General features: G+C 60.7%; 15 protein-coding genes and 2 tRNA genes. 12 read left to right on the top strand and 5 right to left on the bottom strand.

The annotated features are described in order from the left end of the window. Positions 1 to 7: 7 nt before the first annotated feature. From QRN42_RS02920 to QRN42_RS02910, 3 genes are all read left to right on the top strand, one after another. Positions 8 to 1,225 carry a hypothetical protein gene (locus tag QRN42_RS02920; RefSeq protein ID WP_284978008.1) on the top strand — a complete coding sequence of 406 codons (1,218 nt, stop codon included), beginning with the start codon at positions 8 to 10 and terminating at the stop codon, positions 1,223 to 1,225. Positions 1,226 to 1,344: 119 nt separating this feature from the next. Beyond that, positions 1,345 to 1,749: a ribosome silencing factor gene (gene rsfS, locus QRN42_RS02915; RefSeq protein WP_284978007.1), complete on the top strand. Its 405-nt coding sequence runs from the start codon at positions 1,345 to 1,347 to the stop codon at positions 1,747 to 1,749. A gap of 113 nt (positions 1,750 to 1,862) precedes the next feature. After that, positions 1,863 to 1,938 (top strand) — tRNA-Ala (locus QRN42_RS02910). 91 nt (positions 1,939 to 2,029) lie between these two features. Here the strand turns inward: QRN42_RS02910 and QRN42_RS02905 are convergent. Next, entirely contained in the window at positions 2,030 to 2,614 is a 585-nt protein-coding gene (locus QRN42_RS02905; protein WP_284978006.1) for a ScbR family autoregulator-binding transcription factor, read from the bottom strand. Positions 2,615 to 2,949: 335 nt separating this feature from the next. Between QRN42_RS02905 and QRN42_RS02900 the strand changes: the two genes are divergently transcribed. Then, positions 2,950 to 3,022: transfer RNA gene (locus QRN42_RS02900), tRNA-Ala, on the top strand. A 68-nt stretch (positions 3,023 to 3,090) separates the two neighbouring features. Here the strand turns inward: QRN42_RS02900 and QRN42_RS02895 are convergent. Next, positions 3,091 to 3,468, bottom strand: coding sequence for a cupin domain-containing protein (locus tag QRN42_RS02895; protein ID WP_284978005.1), 378 nt, complete (start codon positions 3,466 to 3,468; stop codon positions 3,091 to 3,093). 317 nt (positions 3,469 to 3,785) lie between these two features. Between QRN42_RS02895 and QRN42_RS02890 the strand changes: the two genes are divergently transcribed. Together QRN42_RS02890 and QRN42_RS02885 are read left to right on the top strand one after the other, a co-directional pair. Then, positions 3,786 to 4,889 carry a class I SAM-dependent methyltransferase gene (locus QRN42_RS02890; protein ID WP_284978046.1) on the top strand — a complete coding sequence of 368 codons (1,104 nt, stop codon included), beginning with the start codon at positions 3,786 to 3,788 and terminating at the stop codon, positions 4,887 to 4,889. 35 nt (positions 4,890 to 4,924) lie between these two features. Further along, complete coding sequence (locus QRN42_RS02885; RefSeq protein WP_284978004.1) at positions 4,925 to 6,175, top strand: ROK family transcriptional regulator; 1,251 nt, start codon at positions 4,925 to 4,927, stop codon at positions 6,173 to 6,175. Positions 6,176 to 6,245: 70 nt separating this feature from the next. Here the strand turns inward: QRN42_RS02885 and QRN42_RS02880 are convergent, their stop codons facing one another. Continuing rightward, complete coding sequence (locus QRN42_RS02880) at positions 6,246 to 6,449, bottom strand: hypothetical protein (protein WP_284978003.1); 204 nt, start codon at positions 6,447 to 6,449, stop codon at positions 6,246 to 6,248. Between the two features lie 405 nt (positions 6,450 to 6,854). Between QRN42_RS02880 and QRN42_RS02875 the strand changes: the two genes are divergently transcribed. Continuing rightward, a complete protein-coding gene (locus QRN42_RS02875) occupies positions 6,855 to 7,817 on the top strand; it encodes a methylenetetrahydrofolate reductase (RefSeq protein WP_284978002.1) in 963 nt (320 codons plus the stop codon). Positions 7,818 to 7,949: 132 nt separating this feature from the next. After that, positions 7,950 to 10,289 (top strand): 5-methyltetrahydropteroyltriglutamate--homocysteine S-methyltransferase, encoded by a 2,340-nt coding sequence (gene metE / locus QRN42_RS02870; protein ID WP_284978001.1) that lies wholly within the window; start codon positions 7,950 to 7,952, stop codon positions 10,287 to 10,289. A gap of 85 nt (positions 10,290 to 10,374) precedes the next feature. Here the strand turns inward: metE and QRN42_RS02865 are convergent, their stop codons facing one another. Both QRN42_RS02865 and QRN42_RS02860 read right to left on the bottom strand, forming a co-directional pair. Continuing rightward, on the bottom strand, positions 10,375 to 10,878 hold the full coding sequence (locus QRN42_RS02865) for a DUF2004 domain-containing protein (protein WP_284978000.1): 504 nt from the start codon (positions 10,876 to 10,878) through the stop codon (positions 10,375 to 10,377). Between the two features lie 50 nt (positions 10,879 to 10,928). Beyond that, positions 10,929 to 11,894, bottom strand: coding sequence for a LysR family transcriptional regulator (locus tag QRN42_RS02860; protein ID WP_284977999.1), 966 nt, complete (start codon positions 11,892 to 11,894; stop codon positions 10,929 to 10,931). A gap of 351 nt (positions 11,895 to 12,245) precedes the next feature. On the opposite strand from QRN42_RS02860, the gene nrdH reads away from it, so the two are divergent. The 4 genes from nrdH to nrdF all read left to right on the top strand — a co-directional run bounded on the left by nrdH (position 12,246) and on the right by nrdF (position 16,243). Further along, positions 12,246 to 12,488: a glutaredoxin-like protein NrdH gene (gene nrdH / locus QRN42_RS02855; RefSeq protein WP_011775022.1), complete on the top strand. Its 243-nt coding sequence runs from the start codon at positions 12,246 to 12,248 to the stop codon at positions 12,486 to 12,488. A gap of 62 nt (positions 12,489 to 12,550) precedes the next feature. Further along, positions 12,551 to 13,021, top strand: a complete 471-nt coding sequence (nrdI, locus tag QRN42_RS02850) for a class Ib ribonucleoside-diphosphate reductase assembly flavoprotein NrdI (RefSeq protein WP_284977998.1) — start codon at positions 12,551 to 12,553, stop codon at positions 13,019 to 13,021. Positions 13,022 to 13,032: 11 nt separating this feature from the next. Then, positions 13,033 to 15,174 (top strand): class 1b ribonucleoside-diphosphate reductase subunit alpha, encoded by a 2,142-nt coding sequence (nrdE, locus tag QRN42_RS02845; RefSeq protein ID WP_284978045.1) that lies wholly within the window; start codon positions 13,033 to 13,035, stop codon positions 15,172 to 15,174. A gap of 94 nt (positions 15,175 to 15,268) precedes the next feature. Beyond that, positions 15,269 to 16,243, top strand: coding sequence for a class 1b ribonucleoside-diphosphate reductase subunit beta (nrdF, locus tag QRN42_RS02840; RefSeq protein ID WP_284977997.1), 975 nt, complete (start codon positions 15,269 to 15,271; stop codon positions 16,241 to 16,243). The last annotated feature ends 51 nt before the right edge of the window (positions 16,244 to 16,294 follow it).

Genomic DNA, 16,294 nt, shown 5'->3' with positions numbered 1-16,294 from the left:
TTTCTAAATGAACAGCCAGGAAGAGCGACCCATCCGCAGTCGGCGCGAACTTCGCCGTGCCCGGGAAGAGCAACCTGAGCCCCAGGCTAACCCGAGTACGGGCTTGGACGCAGGCCGGGGTTCCGCCGTCGACGACCGCGCCCAAGGACGCAATCGTCGTGCGGCTGATGCGCCCGTTGATGCTGTCGGCGCTGCTGCGCAGGAGCGCTCCTCGCAGGTCCGGGCCCGTGATCGTGCCACCCTTCGCACCATCAAGGAATTGGCGGGCAAAGAGGAACAGCTCTCAGGCGGCGGTCCGCCTACGCGCCGCCAACTGAGGCTGCAACAGCTTCAAGCGGAGGTGGCAACCTCCGCCCATCCGATCGTTCCGATGCCGGGCCCAGCGGCGGGGTCGGCGCAACCGCCGTCGGAAAAGCAACCGGCCGACGCCTCGCTGACCGGTACTCAGAAAGCCAAGGGCGCTCCGTCTGAATCGGAGATGTCCGTGGAGCAGGCCTTGGCCGTCCGGGAGTTGATTGCTGCCCAGGTCCAGAACCAGACGGCCAAGTTGGAGCACATTGCCGAGCAGGATCCTCTCGCGGTGGATCCTGCGGTATTGGCCGAACAGATTGCCTTGGCGGAGCGGGCTGCGGTGCTGAACAAGCGCGCGGCCGCCAAGCAAAAGCTTGCCGAGCAAACTCAGGCGGGCAAAGCAACCCCCGAGCCCGCCACCCAAGCAGTCGAAACACAAGCCAACGAGTCGCAGCCCGGCAAGTCACAGCCCGCAAAGACCGCGACTCCCACGGGCAGCCAAGTGACTTCCGGCCCATCGACAGCCAACAACCTGGCCATGGTGACCCCGTTGGAGTTCGTCAAGGTCCCGGGTGTCGAGCGGCCCGTGATGAAGCGCCCCAGCACCACCTTCGTCCCCTTGGTCACCTCGGCTTCCCCCAAGGTGGATCAAGCCAAGGCATCCAAGCAACGCAGTACCCGTGGACGTTCCGGTGTTCTGGCACGTGCCGAAGCGGTAGCGAGAAGTGCCCGAAATCGCCCTCAGGTTTCGGAGCCGGCCGAGGAAAAGGAACGGCCGCCCGTCCCCGCGAACACGGCATATGGCCTGGATCCCTTGGATGCAAACACTGCCGGCTTGGCCCGCGCCCAGCGAGCGAGGCTGTTGCAGTTTGGTGTCCTGGCGCTCGGCGTTGTGGCCCTGATCGTGGGCGTCATCATGATCGCCGGCGGCTAACACCGTTACCGCTTCAGAACATCATCACCGCTTTAGAACACCATTAAGCCCTGTACATCACTACCGCTGCAAAGCGGCTCACGCCATTCAAAGGCCACCGGCCACAACAAGGAGTTTCAGTGTCTGCACATGAACAATCGATAACCCTCGCTCGCCATGCAGCGCGTGCTGCGGCCGACAAACTGGCCGAAGACGTTGTCGCCCTTGATGTCAGTGAGCGCCTTGCACTCACAGATATCTTCCTGATTGCGTCCGCTCCAACGGAACGCCAGGTCAACGCCATCGTCGACGGCATCGAAGAAGAACTGCTGAAGCAGAACCTGCGTCCAGTGCGGCGTGAGGGACGTTCCGAGGGCCGCTGGGTTCTCTTGGATTATGCGGACATCGTGATTCACGTCCAGCACGCTGAGGACCGAGTGTTCTACGCGCTTGAGCGTCTCTGGAAGGACTGCCCCGTGGTGGATCTTGAATTGGGGGACGACGCCTCAGCCAAGGCAGTCAGTGCGGAGGACGCGGAGCACTAAGGGGACCTGGACCGAATATTCCCGATTTGGAATTTTCGAAACTGCTGTTCTAAGATATTTGAGTTGCTTCGGCGCCGAGGGTTGGAAAACCTGGCGCGGAGCGGCGAGAATATGGGGCTGTGGCGCAGCTGGTAGCGCACCTGCATGGCATGCAGGGGGTCAGGGGTTCGAGTCCCCTCAGCTCCACCATAGGAGGCCTTGGTTTTCATCCGCTTACGCGGTGAAGACCGGGGCCTCTCGCCGTATCCGGCTAAATCTGTGGAAGTCCCAAGGCCGGTGCCTAAGGTCCCGGCACCAATGCCGGCAGCATGAACTCCCACATCTGTTCGATCCTCAAGAGAACGTCGGCCCGCCCGGTTAGTACATCCGACACCATCTGCACGCCCGTAAAGCACGCGATCAGGTAGCGGGAGAACGCTGCAGCGTCCAACTCAGGCTTGATGTCGCCCTCCGCCTGCGCCTGAGCGAGGAGCCCGGCAACTGTTGCTATCCAATCCTCGTAGGGCCCCGAGATGTCGGCTTGGAAGGAAGCCGCTTCAAAGGTCAGGCGGATCCCGCCACGGACGATCGGCTCATCGAGCAGTTGAAGGCCAAACATCCTGCAGAGTTGGATGATTTTGTCCAAGGCAGGAGCTTCCGAGCCAACAATTGCCGCTCCCGCTGCCAGGACAATCGCGTGCTGTTCCTCTATGACCGCCAAAGCCAATTCTCGCTTTGACGTGAAGTGGAAATACAGCGCGCCCTTGGTCACTTGGGCGCGCTGGGTAATGTCGGCCATGCTGGCGGTGCCGTACCCCACGTCCGCGAAGACATTCGCGGCACCTTCTATGACGGCAAGACGGGTATCTTTCGCACGCTGCTGCATGGGGGCAGGGAACCTCTCAGGTAATGCACGGCTGGCGCACGCTGGGCCGCCGTCGAGACTCCACAACGCTACCACCACCCACCTGCCCGCTCCGCCGGAAACCAACTGAACGGTTTTGTTTTATGGCTGTCAGCTCATAGAATTTGGGCAGACCTGCAGCTGAAGTTTGCTGCCGGTCCGAGGCGGCCGCTTGGGGGAGGTGCGGTGGAGAAATCCAGCGCACCTCGGCCGTTGGGGACTCGCGTCCCGCGATTTCGCTAATCGCGCCATTGTGGTTAGTATTGACGAGTTGCTTCGGCGGGAAGGGATGTTCACCTACCGAATTAAACACATCCGGGGCTGTGGCGCAGCTGGTAGCGCACCTGCATGGCATGCAGGGGGTCAGGGGTTCGAGTCCCCTCAGCTCCACTTCGGAAGAAAGACCCCGCTCGTAGAGCGGGGTCTTTTCACGTTCGGCCCTGGACGGGCGTGAACACTTACGCCAGCGACTGGCTGAACTCGGCAGCGCTGACGAACTCGATTCCTTGGAACGGTTGGTCCCCGACCACTTTGGCCAGGTGGCCTGGTGGAATTGTGTAGGAATCCCCGGACGAAATACTGATCTTTCCGCCGTCGTTCGTTTCCACTTCAAGGTTTCCGGACACGCAGAAACCGACGTGGCTCAACTGGCAGGTGTCCGTTCCAACCACAGGGCCGAGACAGCTTGCCCAGGTCCAGCCCGGTTCGAAGGTCAAACGGCCGAGTGTGTAATCGTTGATTTTGACGACGTCCACGGTGGTCTTCTCCTGATGCCTGGATTCGTCGGGTGAGTTGAGGGACTTTACTTGAAGGTTCGTGACAACATTGACACTCATGACTTGCTCGCAAATGGGGGAGGGAGCCGAATCTCTTCCGGTCCCGGCGCCTGGCTCCATGGGTCCGCCGCGGCCTGTGCCTGCTGCTGCCGCCGACTGTTGGGTCGTCCGTTTGCCAGCAGGTGTTTTATCCACGCACCCCAAGGTTCCTCCTTCGTCGCGACGAAGTCGAGACCAGCATGAATGTGAGTAGTGACGCAGCTGATGAGTCGAAAAGAAAGCGAGTACAGATCGTGACGGCATTGGATCCAGACGCCGGGCTTGAGCAGTTGTTCAACGCGCTCAGCAGGCGCCCCGATGTCGAGGCCGAGAACTTGATGGCCTACGATGCCACCGATCGGCTTCTGCTTGATGCGGCTTCTCACTACGTCAGTCCAGGAACAAGGACGGCGGTCATTGGTGACCGCTACGGAGCCTTGACCCTCGGAGCCCTGTCCGGGCTCGGCGTCGAGCATGTCCGCGTACATCAAGACCTCTACACCGGACGCCTCGCCCTCCAGCGCAACGCGAAGGCCATGGACATGGAGGGACGTTTCACCTCGCACGAGTTAGGACGGGAACTGCTCGACGGCGCCCAGTTGGTCCTCCTGCAACTGCCGAAGTCACTGGCGGAGTTGGAGGAAATCGTCGATGCCGTTGCCCGCTACGCTGCCCCGGACGCGGTCCTTCTGGCAGGCGGTCGGGTCAAACACATGTCTGTGGGCATGAACGCGGTATTGGAACGCTTCTTCGGTACGGTCCAACCGCAACTCGCGCGCCACAAGTCGCGGATCCTCTTGGCACGTGACCCGCAGCAGCCAGCAGGCACGCCGCCGTTCCCGCTAGTTGCCTTTCTGCCGGAACTCGGGCTCACGGTAAAAGCCCACGGCGCCGTCTTCTCCGGTGTTCGACTCGACATCGGGACCCGCTACCTGCTCACCTTCTTGGACCGGATGCCGCCGGTTTCACGGGCGGTTGATTTGGGATGCGGGACCGGCATCCTTGCTGCCATGTACTCGCGGCGGAACCCAGCGGCCCGAGTCATTGCGACCGACCAATCTGCCGCTGCGGTTGCCTCGGCCAAGGAGACCATCGCTGCCAATGGGTTACAGGAGCGGATCGAGGTGGTCCATGACGACGCTATGTCAAAGTTGGCCGCCGGTAGTGCCGACCTCATCTTGTTGAACCCGCCGTTCCACATCGGCGCCGGAGTCCATGCCGGTGCTGCGGTGAAAATGTTCGAGGCGGCTGCCCGGGTCCTCGCCCCCGGAGGGGAACTGTGGACGGTGTACAACAGTCACCTGCAGTACAGGGCTGCTCTTGAGCGTCTGATTGGACCCACAACCGAGATCGGTCGGAACCCAAAGTTCACGGTAACGCGGAGCCAGCGTGTGGCCGTGCCCGCGTCGGCGGGGGTGCCGTACCATTCAGACAGAACTTAATTCCGACCACTTTCTCCGCATGACGAGAGGTATCAGTGACTGAGATCCGGCAGCCAACCCCGAGGCGCGGAACCAATCTTCCCCGGATGGGGGACTTCAACCTCACCGTCATTTTGGAAGCCATCCGCCGCTCGCCCGGCGGGTTAAGCCGTGTCGAACTGGCCCAAGTGGTGGGGCTTTCTCCGCAGACCATATCCAACATCTCGCGGCGCCTTCTGGATCAGCACCTCATCCTTGAGGCGGGCAAGGAAGGTTCTGGCCCGGGCAAGCCGCGGACCATCCTTCAACTCAACCCGGGCGGAATGTACGCCGTCGGTGTGCACTTGGACCCTGCTGTCATTACCTTCGTTGTCCTGGACCTTGTGGGGGCCGTGGTCCGGCATAGCCGCATGGCCACCCCGGGTGGAGATCCGGCCGCGGTCATCACCACGATCGCTGAACAGATCACCGCGCTCATTGATGACTCGGGCGTGGACGCGGCAAAGATCGCGGGGCTGGGAGTGGCTGTGCCGGGCCCTATCGATCTTAAGGAAGGCTCTGTGGTGGAGCCTCCACTTCTGACGCGGTGGAACCGGGTCCGTATTCGTGAGGCTCTTCAGCAAGCAACCGGCTTGGAGACCGTGGTGGACAAGGATGTCACCAGTGCGGCCGTGGCGGAGACGTGGGCCGGTGGTGCCAGCGGTGCCGGCAGCTTTGTCTTCATGTATATGGGTACGGGCATCGGTTGCGGCATTGTTCTCAACGATGAGGTTGTTCGCGGCACCTCAGGCAACGCGGGCGAGATCGGCCACATCATGGTGGATCCTGATGGGCCACCTTGTGACTGCGGGCTCCGCGGTTGCGTGAAATCGTCCTGTATTCCCCAAGTGCTGGTGGCCGAGGCTGAGGCCGCCGGCGTGTTGGCCGGGCACCGCGCGGACGCCGACGGCCCTGAGGTCCAGGAACGCTACGCAGAGTTGTGCGATAAGGCCGACGACGGCGACGAGCAAGCGATTGCGATTCTGGACAGGTCGGCCACCCTCGTTGCCCGCGCAGTATCGGCGGTGACCAACACCCTTGACGTTGAACGTGTCGTGTTCGGAGGACCTTTCTGGGCGCGGATGGCCCCCTACTTCCTGGAACGTGTCCCGGCCCTGGTGGAGAAGGACAGCGCTGCTCGGATGATCCACGGCTTGGAAGTGGTGGGAACAGGCGTGGGGGAGGACGTGGGCGCTGTCGGGGCTGCCTGCCTCGTGCTCGAAGACGCGCTTGCTCCCCGGGCGCAACGGCTCTTACTGGAAGGCTGATCCGCCTGAGGACGTAGCTCGGCTGCGGATTAGTCGTCGATATCGCCGTTAGTCAGTCGATATCCTCGATTCAGTCGATATCCTCGATAATTTCGCCGTAAGGAATCGAATCGTCCAAGTGCGCTTGGTGCCCGGTGGAACCGGTGTTGAAGATGATGCGGACGCCGTGCCTTTGGTCCGCGGCTGATTGCAGCAGGACAGGGCGAATGGCATCTACCACGTGCTGCGTCTGTGCATCCAAGTAGTTCTGGTAGGAGGCTGGTAGTTTGTGCATGGCAAAAGAATAGACCTCGGCGGTCCCCATGGGGAGGGGAATCAGGGGGAGTTCGGCGAATAAAGTTCACGGATCTGTCCGCAACGTTCGTAAAACTGCGTCTTAATTCGGCGCTTGAATTGATCGCGCCGGCTCCCGCCCTTAGAGTCATAGACAAGTTACCGCGGTAACGTGTCAGCGATCCTCCGTTGGATCTGCCCCGCAAGGGCGGTGAGGAGGGTGTGGGTGCCCCCATGTGGGCCTGACATTTGCACACGGAAAAAGCTTCATCCCAGGCGTAACAGTCGCGGCTGCGTCCTGCTGGAGCCCATTCGTGTATCCCAAACTCAATTCATCATCCAAGATTTTCGCCACACCCATGCGGTCCGGCGGTCAGCAGGTGATGTCATACAGCCAAGGACGCAAATGTCGCCACCAAGCCTTATTGACGTACATCCGAATCTTGCCGGAACTGCCCCGGTAGCACTCTCCTACGAACTGTTTCCGCCGCGTTCTGCTGCCGCAGCCGAAACGTTGTGGACTACCATCCGCGAACTCGAAGCCACCGAACCGGATTATGTCTCGGTGACATACGGTGCCAGCGGATCCAACCGTGACACCGCCGTCGACCTTATCAATCGACTTCTCACGGAGACCACCTTGCGTCCCTTGGCGCACCTGACCTGCGTTGGCAATACGCCCACTGAACTGGCAGAAATCATCGGTGAACTGCTCGACCACGGAGTACGCGGCATCTTGGCGCTGCGTGGTGACCTTCCCCAAGACGGCCAGCCCGCCACGGGTTCCCTCCGGTATGCGCAGGACCTCATCGAGCTGATCCGCCGTGTGGAACTTCGCCGGTCAGCCCTGCTGTGCGCAGGCAAGATCGCGGTGGGAGTTGCTGCGTACCCCACCCGCCATCCGGAATCGCCCAGTGAAGGGCACGACGTCGAGGTGTTGCTTGCCAAGCAGCGCTCAGGGGCGGACTTCGCCATCACCCAGGTGTTCTTCCACGCCAGCGAATACGCCGGACTGGTCTCGCGTGCCCGCCGGGCCGGAGTGACCATCCCCATCATTCCCGGCGTCATGCCGCTGACCAGCCTGAGGCGCCTCAAGCGGCTTGGTGAACTGGCCGGCGTCGAGCCTTCCAGGGAACTCATCGAGCGCTTGGGCGCAGCAGAGACGGAAGGCGAACGCCGGCGCATCGGCGTTGCTGCCACGGTGGACCTCGCTAATGCTGCCCTGGATGCCGGTGCGCCCGGAATTCACCTTTACACCTTCAACGAGCACGCACACGCCTTGGATGTGCTGGACAAACTGAATTTGCCGCGGCCTTCCAAAGCTTTGCACCGCATAAAGAGCGCTGTACGCCAGGAATTCGCACACTGACCCCGATAGCTGATCACGGATCAGCTGACCCCACACGCCTGACCCCACACGCCGGGGCTACCGGTTGCCACGACATCACCGATTCAGCACCTACTTCATCGATTCAGCACCTACTTCATCAAGGAAAAATCCATGACTGACCAGATCACTCCCGCTACTCCTTTCCCGTCAGCATCGCTTCTGGGATATCCGCGCATCGGCCGTCGTCGCGAGCTCAAGAAAGCCGTCGAAGCATACTGGGCCGGCAAGATTGACGCTGCAGCGCTGGACGCCGCAGCCAAGGACATCCAGCTCACCATCGCCAAGCGTCTGCAGGAGCTGGGCCTCACCGAGGCGGCCGCAGTTCCTGGCACCTTCTCCTACTACGACCAAGTCCTGGACACCACCGCGCACCTGGGCGCAGTCCCTGCCCGTTTCGGTGAGCTCCTCAATGCGGAGGGGCAGCTGGATATCGATGGCTACTTCACCCTGGCCCGCGGCAACAAGGAGCAGCAGCCCCTTGAAATGACCAAGTGGTTCGACACGAACTACCACTACCTGGTTCCGGAAATCGGCCCCGAAACAACGTTCAGCCTCGCCTCCACGGCCAAGGTGGACGAGTTCGCCTTCGCGCTGGCCAACGGCATCGAGACACGGCCGTACATCGTGGGCCCGGTGACTTACCTTCTGCTGTCCAAGGCCTCCGACGACGCTCCGGCCGGCTTTGCTCCGCTGTCCCGCCTCGAAGACATCCTGCCCGTCTACGTCCAGCTCCTGCAGAAGTTGGCTGAAGCCGGCGCTAGCTGGGTTCAGCTGGACGAGCCTGCGTTGGTAGTCGACCAAGAAACCCCCGCAGCAGAGGTTGAAGCCGCAGTGGCGCGCGCCTACGAGGTCCTCACCTCGGCGGCCAACCGTCCGCAGATCCTCGTCTCCACCCCGTATGGTGCCCTCGACGGGCAGTTCGGCACCCTCGCTGCCACCAACATCGACGCCCTTCACATCGACGTCTTCAAGGGTTCCCTTCCGTCCGACGCAGCACTTGCCGGCTTGGGCAGCAAGACCTTGGTTGCGGGCGTCGTGGATGGCCACAACATCTGGCGCAACGACCTTGCTGCCTCGGCTGGGAAGCTGGATGAACTGAAGGCTGCCGCCGCCAAGCTCACCGTCAGCACTTCCACCTCGACACAGCACGTGCCTCACGACGTTGCCGAGGAAACACAGTTGTCCGAGCAGTTGCGCAGCTGGCTTGCTTTCTCGGACCAGAAGGCCGTTGAGGTCAAGACCTTGGCGTCCTACCTGGCAGACCCCGCTTCGGCCAAGGCCGCCATTGACGAAGCATCCGCAGTCATCGCTTCCCGTGCCACTGCTGAAGGCGTCCGCCGTGACGATGTTCGGGCCCGCACCGCTGCCTTGACCGCAGCAGACTTCAGCCGCTCCGAGTACTCGGTCCGCGAAGCAGCCCAAGAAGAGGCCCTGCACCTTCCGCCGCTGCCCACCACAACCATCGGTTCTTTCCCGCAGACCTCCGAGATCCGCTCCGCCCGTGCCCGCAACAACAAGGGCGATCTCACCAATGAGCAGTACGAACAGCTCATGAAGGATGAAATCAAGCGCGTTGTTGACCTCCAAGAGGAGCTCGGCTACGACGTCCTGGTGCACGGCGAGCCCGAACGCAACGACATGGTCCAGTACTTTGCCGAGAACCTCGAGGGCTTTGACGTTACAGTCCACGGTTGGGTTCAGTCCTACGGTTCGCGCTGCACCCGCCCGTCAATCCTTTGGGGCGATGTCACCCGAAGTGCGCCGATCACCGTGGCTTGGGCAGAGTACGCGCAGTCACTGACCAGCAAGCCGATGAAGGGCATGCTCACCGGTCCGGTCACCATCCTTGCTTGGTCGTTCGTCCGCGATGACCAGCCGCTGGGCGAAACCGCCAACCAGGTGGGGCTGGCACTGCGTGATGAGATCGCCGATCTCGAAGCTGCCGGTATCAAGGTCATCCAGGTGGATGAGCCTGCACTGCGCGAACTCCTTCCATTGCGCAAGGCAGATCACGCCGATTACCTGAAATGGTCAGTGGATTCCTTCCGCCTGGCCACGGCCGGAGCAGCTGACGCCACCCAGATCCACACCCACCTCTGCTACTCCGAGTTTGGTGTGATCATCGATGCGATCGACGGCCTCGACGCTGACGTGACCTCCATCGAAGCTGCCCGTTCCCGCATGGAGGTCGTCCACGACCTCGAGTCCCACGGGTTCGGCCGCGGCGTGGGCCCGGGCGTCTACGACATCCACTCGCCGCGCGTTCCCGGCGAGGCCGAGGTCACTGAGCTCCTGGCAACCGCGGTCAAGCATGTTCCCTCACGCCAGCTCTGGGTCAACCCGGACTGTGGCCTGAAGACCCGCGGTTACGTGGAAACCGAAGAGTCGCTGCGCAACCTGGTCAAGGCAACGCGGACGGTTCGGGCCACGTTGCTGGAGACTGCAAAGTAGTAGCTAGGCGTAAGGAACGACGGCGGCCGGTCACCTCAGAGGTGACCGGCCGCCGTCGGCTGCTTTAAGGCTTCTTTGGAGGTCGCTACTCCCACAGGATTTCGTCATCCACCATGCCGTCTTCATCCGCAGCGGCTACCAGCAATTCGTCGGTGAAGCGCGAGCCGAGGGTGAAGTCGAGGACGAAGTAGCGTTCCGGCTGGCCCGGATAGATGGCCACATGACCGAGCTTGAGGGCTTTGAGGAACACGTTGTTGGTGAGCTGCTCCTTGTCCCTGACGCCAAAGACGGATTCGAGTTGTTCCTCTTTGAGCTGCGAGCAGTGGAAGTGCAGGAACTGTTGGGGGTTGGTCCCGTCCTGGTCCAGTTCCTCGGAGATCATTTCCCGGACTTGGTCCACAAGCTCGGGAAGGAAACGCAACCTGTAGTCCACCTTGCGCATCGCGGCCTCATCGAAATGGTCATGCGCGGCGACGTTGAGGTCCAGTTCAAGCTGGCTACCGCCAATCTCATGTTTGGCAACAAAGCAATGTTCGCGCCCATTGCTGAGCTCAATTTCCCCAAAGTGCTTGCTCGCTAGCTTGCCCATGTGATCAATCTAACCCCAACACCGAGCGTGTTCCAGCAAATGGGGATATTTCAGCGGTTGCGCTGCGGACCCTTGACACGCCCGGTTTTGAGGGGATGCAGCCCGCTCCGGCCGGCGGAGCCGCGCAGCGAATCTGCCAGCATTTGCGTGAACAATTGGACTTGTGCGGTTCGCTTTTCATTGATGAGCAAAGCGAAAACATTTCGGGCCAGGCGGATGTCGGGGACGTCGAGGACCACGACTCCGGATGGCCGGTTCCATAAGGCCAGTTCCGGCACCAGCGAAGCACCGAGCCCGGCGGCCGTCATTTCGAGGCTGGCGTGGAAGTCGTCGCTGTAGGCCACGACCCGGGGATGGAGGTTGCAACTGGCGAACAGCCGCTCGATAACCAAGGCATCGCTCGTGCCGGGATGATGGACGATCCACGGCATGTCCGAGAGGTGGGAGGCCTCCATCTCGGCATCCTCACGGATTTTCCACGATGCCGGCAGGACAACGCGGAAGTCGTCGTCGCCAATCCATTGCCGCTCCAGCGAGTGCGGCCACGCCAAACCGGACTGCCCCACTTGGTAGACCAGGGCTACATCCAGCTCCCCGCCGCTGCGGAGCCCTTGGATGGTTTGGGCTGGTTCTGCCACGGAAACCTTGAGTTCTATGCCCAAGTCCTTCCAGCGGTCACTGAGCAGGATTTCCGGCAGAACGTAGGTGGCCAGGCTGGGGAAGATCCCTAGCCGCAGTTCCTGGGCGGGGGAGTCGTTCGTCCGCGAGGCTGCTGCCATGAGGGCCTCGACGTCGGTAAGTACCTTGGATGCATGGCGCGTCATGGTCACCGCGGCCTCCGTGGGGACGATGCTGCGAGCCGAGCGCTGGAACAGTTCGACGCCGGTATCCCGTTCCAGTGCAGCCATCTGTTGGGATACGGCTGAGGCGGTGTAGCCGAGCTGCGCGGCTGCGGCAGCGAACGACCCCAGTCGGGAAACCTCCATGAGTGTTCGGAGGTGGAGGAGGTTGACCATCACCAAATTTTAGCTGTTGAACGCACCACATTTTCAAAGTGTCACGACACGCCGCCACCCCGCGACACGCGGGAGATTTAATGTGGCTAAGTAGTCCACAGGGTGTGGATTTCATCTCTCACTTCGGCGGAATCACGGACATTTTGAAGGCCCCTGCCTGTGGACGAGCAGTGGATTGAATGACATACTTGTAATACATCATCTTGGGGTTCCATTTCGACGCTTGCACTACATGTAGTATCGGTTTACGGATTGGGCGGGAAACAGGGCCGGTATCGGATTCATTGGTTAGCTCCGGTTGAACCCGCCAGATACGAAGAGAATCAGACTTCAACTTAGGGGACAGGGATCATGACCGTAACGGTTTACACCAAGCCGGCCTGTGTTCAGTGCAACGCAACGTACCGGGCGCTCGACAAGAAGGGCATTGCCTACCAGAGTGTCGATATCTCCCAGGACGCCGAGGCACTCGAACGCCTCAAGGCCCTGGGGTACATGCAGGCTCCCGTCGTCGTGACCGAACAGGATCACTGGTCCGGATTCCGCCCGGACAAGATCGAGGAACTGGCCCAGGCCGTCTCCTCCGTGGCCTAAGTTTCCTGTCAGGCTTCGCCACCATACACACCAAGAATTCCTATGTAGTTGAGGTGACTCCCATGGCACCGGTGGCAGCGGCAACTGTTCGCGATGCGGCGCACGCTGTCACCACCCGGAGTCACCTCATTTACTTTTCCTCCACCTCCGAGAACACCAAACGATTCGTCCAGAAACTGGGCCGGGACGCTGCGCGGATCCCGCTCTATGCCCAGGACGCACCCCTTCAGGCACTTGAGCCTTTCGTCCTTGTGCTGCCCACATACGGTGGCACCAACGGCGAAGGTTCCGTGCCCAAGCAGGTGATCAGGTTTTTGAACGACCCCGGGAACAGGGAACTGATCCGCGGTGTTATCGGAGCGGGGAATACAAACTTCGCGGACAACTACTGTGCAGCGGGAGACATTGTCTCCGTCAAGTGCAAGGTGCCGCATCTTTACAAATTTGAACTCATGGGGACGCCAGAAGACGTCCAACGGGTCAACGAAGGGCTGGAAAAGTTTTGGACACAACTGTCGCAGAAACAGAAGTAACCGGGGGCGCTGTGGACACGGTCAAGAAGCCATTGCCTGAGGCTTACAAGGGACTGGGCTATCACGAGCTCAACGCCATGCTGAACCTGTATGGCCCCAACGGTGAGATCCAGTTCGAGGCCGACCGCGAAGCTGCGCACCAGTACTTCCTGCAGCACGTGAACAACAACACCGTGTTCTTCCACGACCTGGAAGAGAAGCTTGATTACCTGGTGAAGAACCAATACTACGAGCGCGAAACGCTCGACCAGTACACGATGAACTTCATCCGCGAACTCTATAACCGCGCCTACAAGAAGAAGTTCCGCTTTGAGACCTTCCTTGGTGCTTTCAAGTTCTACACCTCGTACACGCTGAAGACGTTCGACGGCAAGCGCTTTCTGGAGCGCTACGAAGACCGTGTCTGCATGGTTGCACTGCACTTGGCCCGTGGTGACGAAGAGCTCGCCAGCAGGCTCGTCGACGAGATCATCGACGGCCGTTTCCAGCCGGCCACCCCGACGTTCCTGAATGCAGGGAAGGCGCAGCGCGGCGAGCTCGTCTCCTGCTTCCTGCTCCGGATCGAAGACAACATGGAGTCGATCGCACGCGCCATCAACTCCGCGCTGCAGCTCTCCAAGCGTGGTGGCGGTGTGGCGCTCTCGCTCACCAACATCCGCGAGCACGGTGCGCCGATCAAGCAGATCGAAAACCAGTCCTCCGGCGTCATTCCCGTGATGAAGCTCCTCGAGGACAGCTTCTCCTACGCCAATCAGCTCGGTGCACGCCAGGGTGCAGGTGCCGTCTACCTGCACGCCCACCACCCGGACATCTACCGCTTCCTGGACACCAAGCGGGAAAACGCCGACGAGAAGATCCGGATCAAGACGCTCTCCTTGGGCGTTGTGGTTCCGGATATCACGTTCGAGCTCGCCAAGAAGAACGAGGACATGTACCTCTTCTCGCCGTACGACGTCGAGCGCGTTTACGGAGTGCCTTTCTCCGACATTTCGGTCACTGAGAAGTACTACGAGATGGTGGACGATTCCCGGATCAAGAAGACCAAGATCAGCGCCCGCGAGTTCTTCCAGACGCTGGCTGAGATCCAGTTCGAGTCCGGTTACCCGTACATCATGTTCGAGGACACCGTGAACCGGGCCAACCCGATCGACGGCAAGATCACCATGAGCAACCTTTGCTCGGAGATTCTCCAGGTTTCTTCGCCGTCGATCTATGCAGAAGACCTGAGCTACGAGACCGTGGGCAAGGACATCTCCTGCAACCTCGGTTCCATGAACATCGCCAAGACCATGGATTCACCGGACTTCGGCCTCTCCATTGAGACGTCCATCCGTGCCTTGAGTGCTGTCTCGGACATGTCCTACATCAACTCGGTTCCGTCGATTGCCCAGGGTAACGCCCAGAGCCACGCGATTGGCCTTGGACAGATGAACCTCCACGGCTACTTGGCCCGTGAGCACGTCCACTACGGCTCTGAAGAAGGCCTGGACTTCACCAATATTTACTTCTACACGGTGTTGTTCCACGCTCTCCGCGCTTCCAACAGGCTCTCTATCGAGACCGGCCAGAAGTTCGGCGGCTTCGAGAAGTCCACCTACGCATCTGGTGAGTTCTTCGACAAGTACACCGAGCAGGAATGGACTCCGGCAACGGAGCGTGTGCGTGAGCTCTTTGCCGGCCACCACATCCCCACGCAGGATGACTGGCGCGAGCTGAAGGCTTCCGTCATGGAGCACGGTATCTACAACCAGAACCTCCAGGCCGTACCGCCTACCGGTTCCATCAGCTACATCAACAACTCCACCTCGTCGATCCACCCGGTGGCCGCCAAGATTGAAATCCGCAAGGAAGGCAAGATCGGCCGCGTCTACTACCCGGCGCCGTACCTGACCAACGACAACCTGGAGTACTACCAGGATGCCTACGAAATCGGCTACGAGAAGATCATCGACACCTACGCCGCTGCCACACAGCACGTGGACCAGGGCCTGTCGCTGACGCTGTTCTTCAAGGACACCGCCACGACGCGTGACATCAACAAGGCGCAGATCTACGCATGGCGCAAGGGCATCAAGACCCTCTACTACATCCGTCTCCGCCAGCTCGCGCTGGAGGGTACGGAGGTTGAGGGCTGCGTCAGCTGCATGCTGTAGCCGACCGCGCACAAAACTGAAGAGTACGACGGCGGGTTCCCACCCGCCGTCGTACGCTTACCTTTAGAACTACCCACCGCTAAAAGGGGATGAAATGACCGAAAAGGTCAAGCTGCTGAGCCATGTCGAGGCCATCAACTGGAACAAGATCCAGGATGACAAGGACGTGGAAGTCTGGAACCGCCTGGTCAACAACTTCTGGCTTCCGGAGAAAGTGCCGTTGTCCAACGATGTCCAGTCGTGGCACACCCTGACGCCGGATGAGCAGCAGCTCACCATGCGCGTTTTCACCGGCCTCACCCTGCTGGACACCATCCAAGGCACCGTGGGCGCTGTCTCGCTGATTCCGGATGCTTTGACCCCGCATGAAGAGGCCGTGTACACCAACATTGCCTTCATGGAGTCGGTCCACGCGAAGTCTTACTCGTCCATCTTCTCTACCCTGTGCTCCTCCAAGGAGATTGACGACGCTTTCCGCTGGTCGCTCGAGAACGAGAACCTGCAGAAGAAGGCACAGATCGTCATGGACTACTACCAGGGCGACGATCCCCTGAAGCGCAAGGTAGCGTCCACGCTGCTGGAGAGCTTCCTGTTCTACTCGGGCTTCTACCTGCCCATGTACTGGTCTTCCCGCGCCAAGCTCACGAACACCGCCGACCTCATCCGCCTCATCATCCGTGATGAGGCCGTGCACGGTTACTACATCGGCTACAAGTTCCAGAAGGGCCTGGAGAAAGTTTCCGAGGCCCGCAGGCAGGAGATCAAGGACTACACGTTCGAGCTTCTGTTCGAGCTGTACGAAAACGAAGTCCAGTACACGCACGACCTCTATGACGGCGTCGGTTTGGCCGAAGACGTCAAGAAGTTCCTGCACTACAACGCCAACAAGGCCCTCATGAACCTCGGTTACGAGGCCATGTTCCCGGCCTCCGTTACCGACGTGAATCCGGCCATCCTGTCGGCACTCTCCCCGAACGCTGACGAGAACCATGACTTCTTCTCCGGTTCAGGCTCCTCGTATGTGATTGGCAAGGCTGTTAATACGGAAGATGAGGACTGGGAGTTCTAGGGTCTCTCGCGCCGCTCGGCGCCTTGGGCCGGGAAGACGGGCTTGAGGTGC

It is taken from the genome of Arthrobacter sp. fls2-241-R2A-200, from assembly GCF_030209745.1.
Lineage (GTDB): Bacteria > Actinomycetota > Actinomycetes > Actinomycetales > Micrococcaceae > Arthrobacter.
Note: the sequence above shows the minus strand (reverse complement) of the source record. Positions and strands in the feature narration are given on the sequence as shown.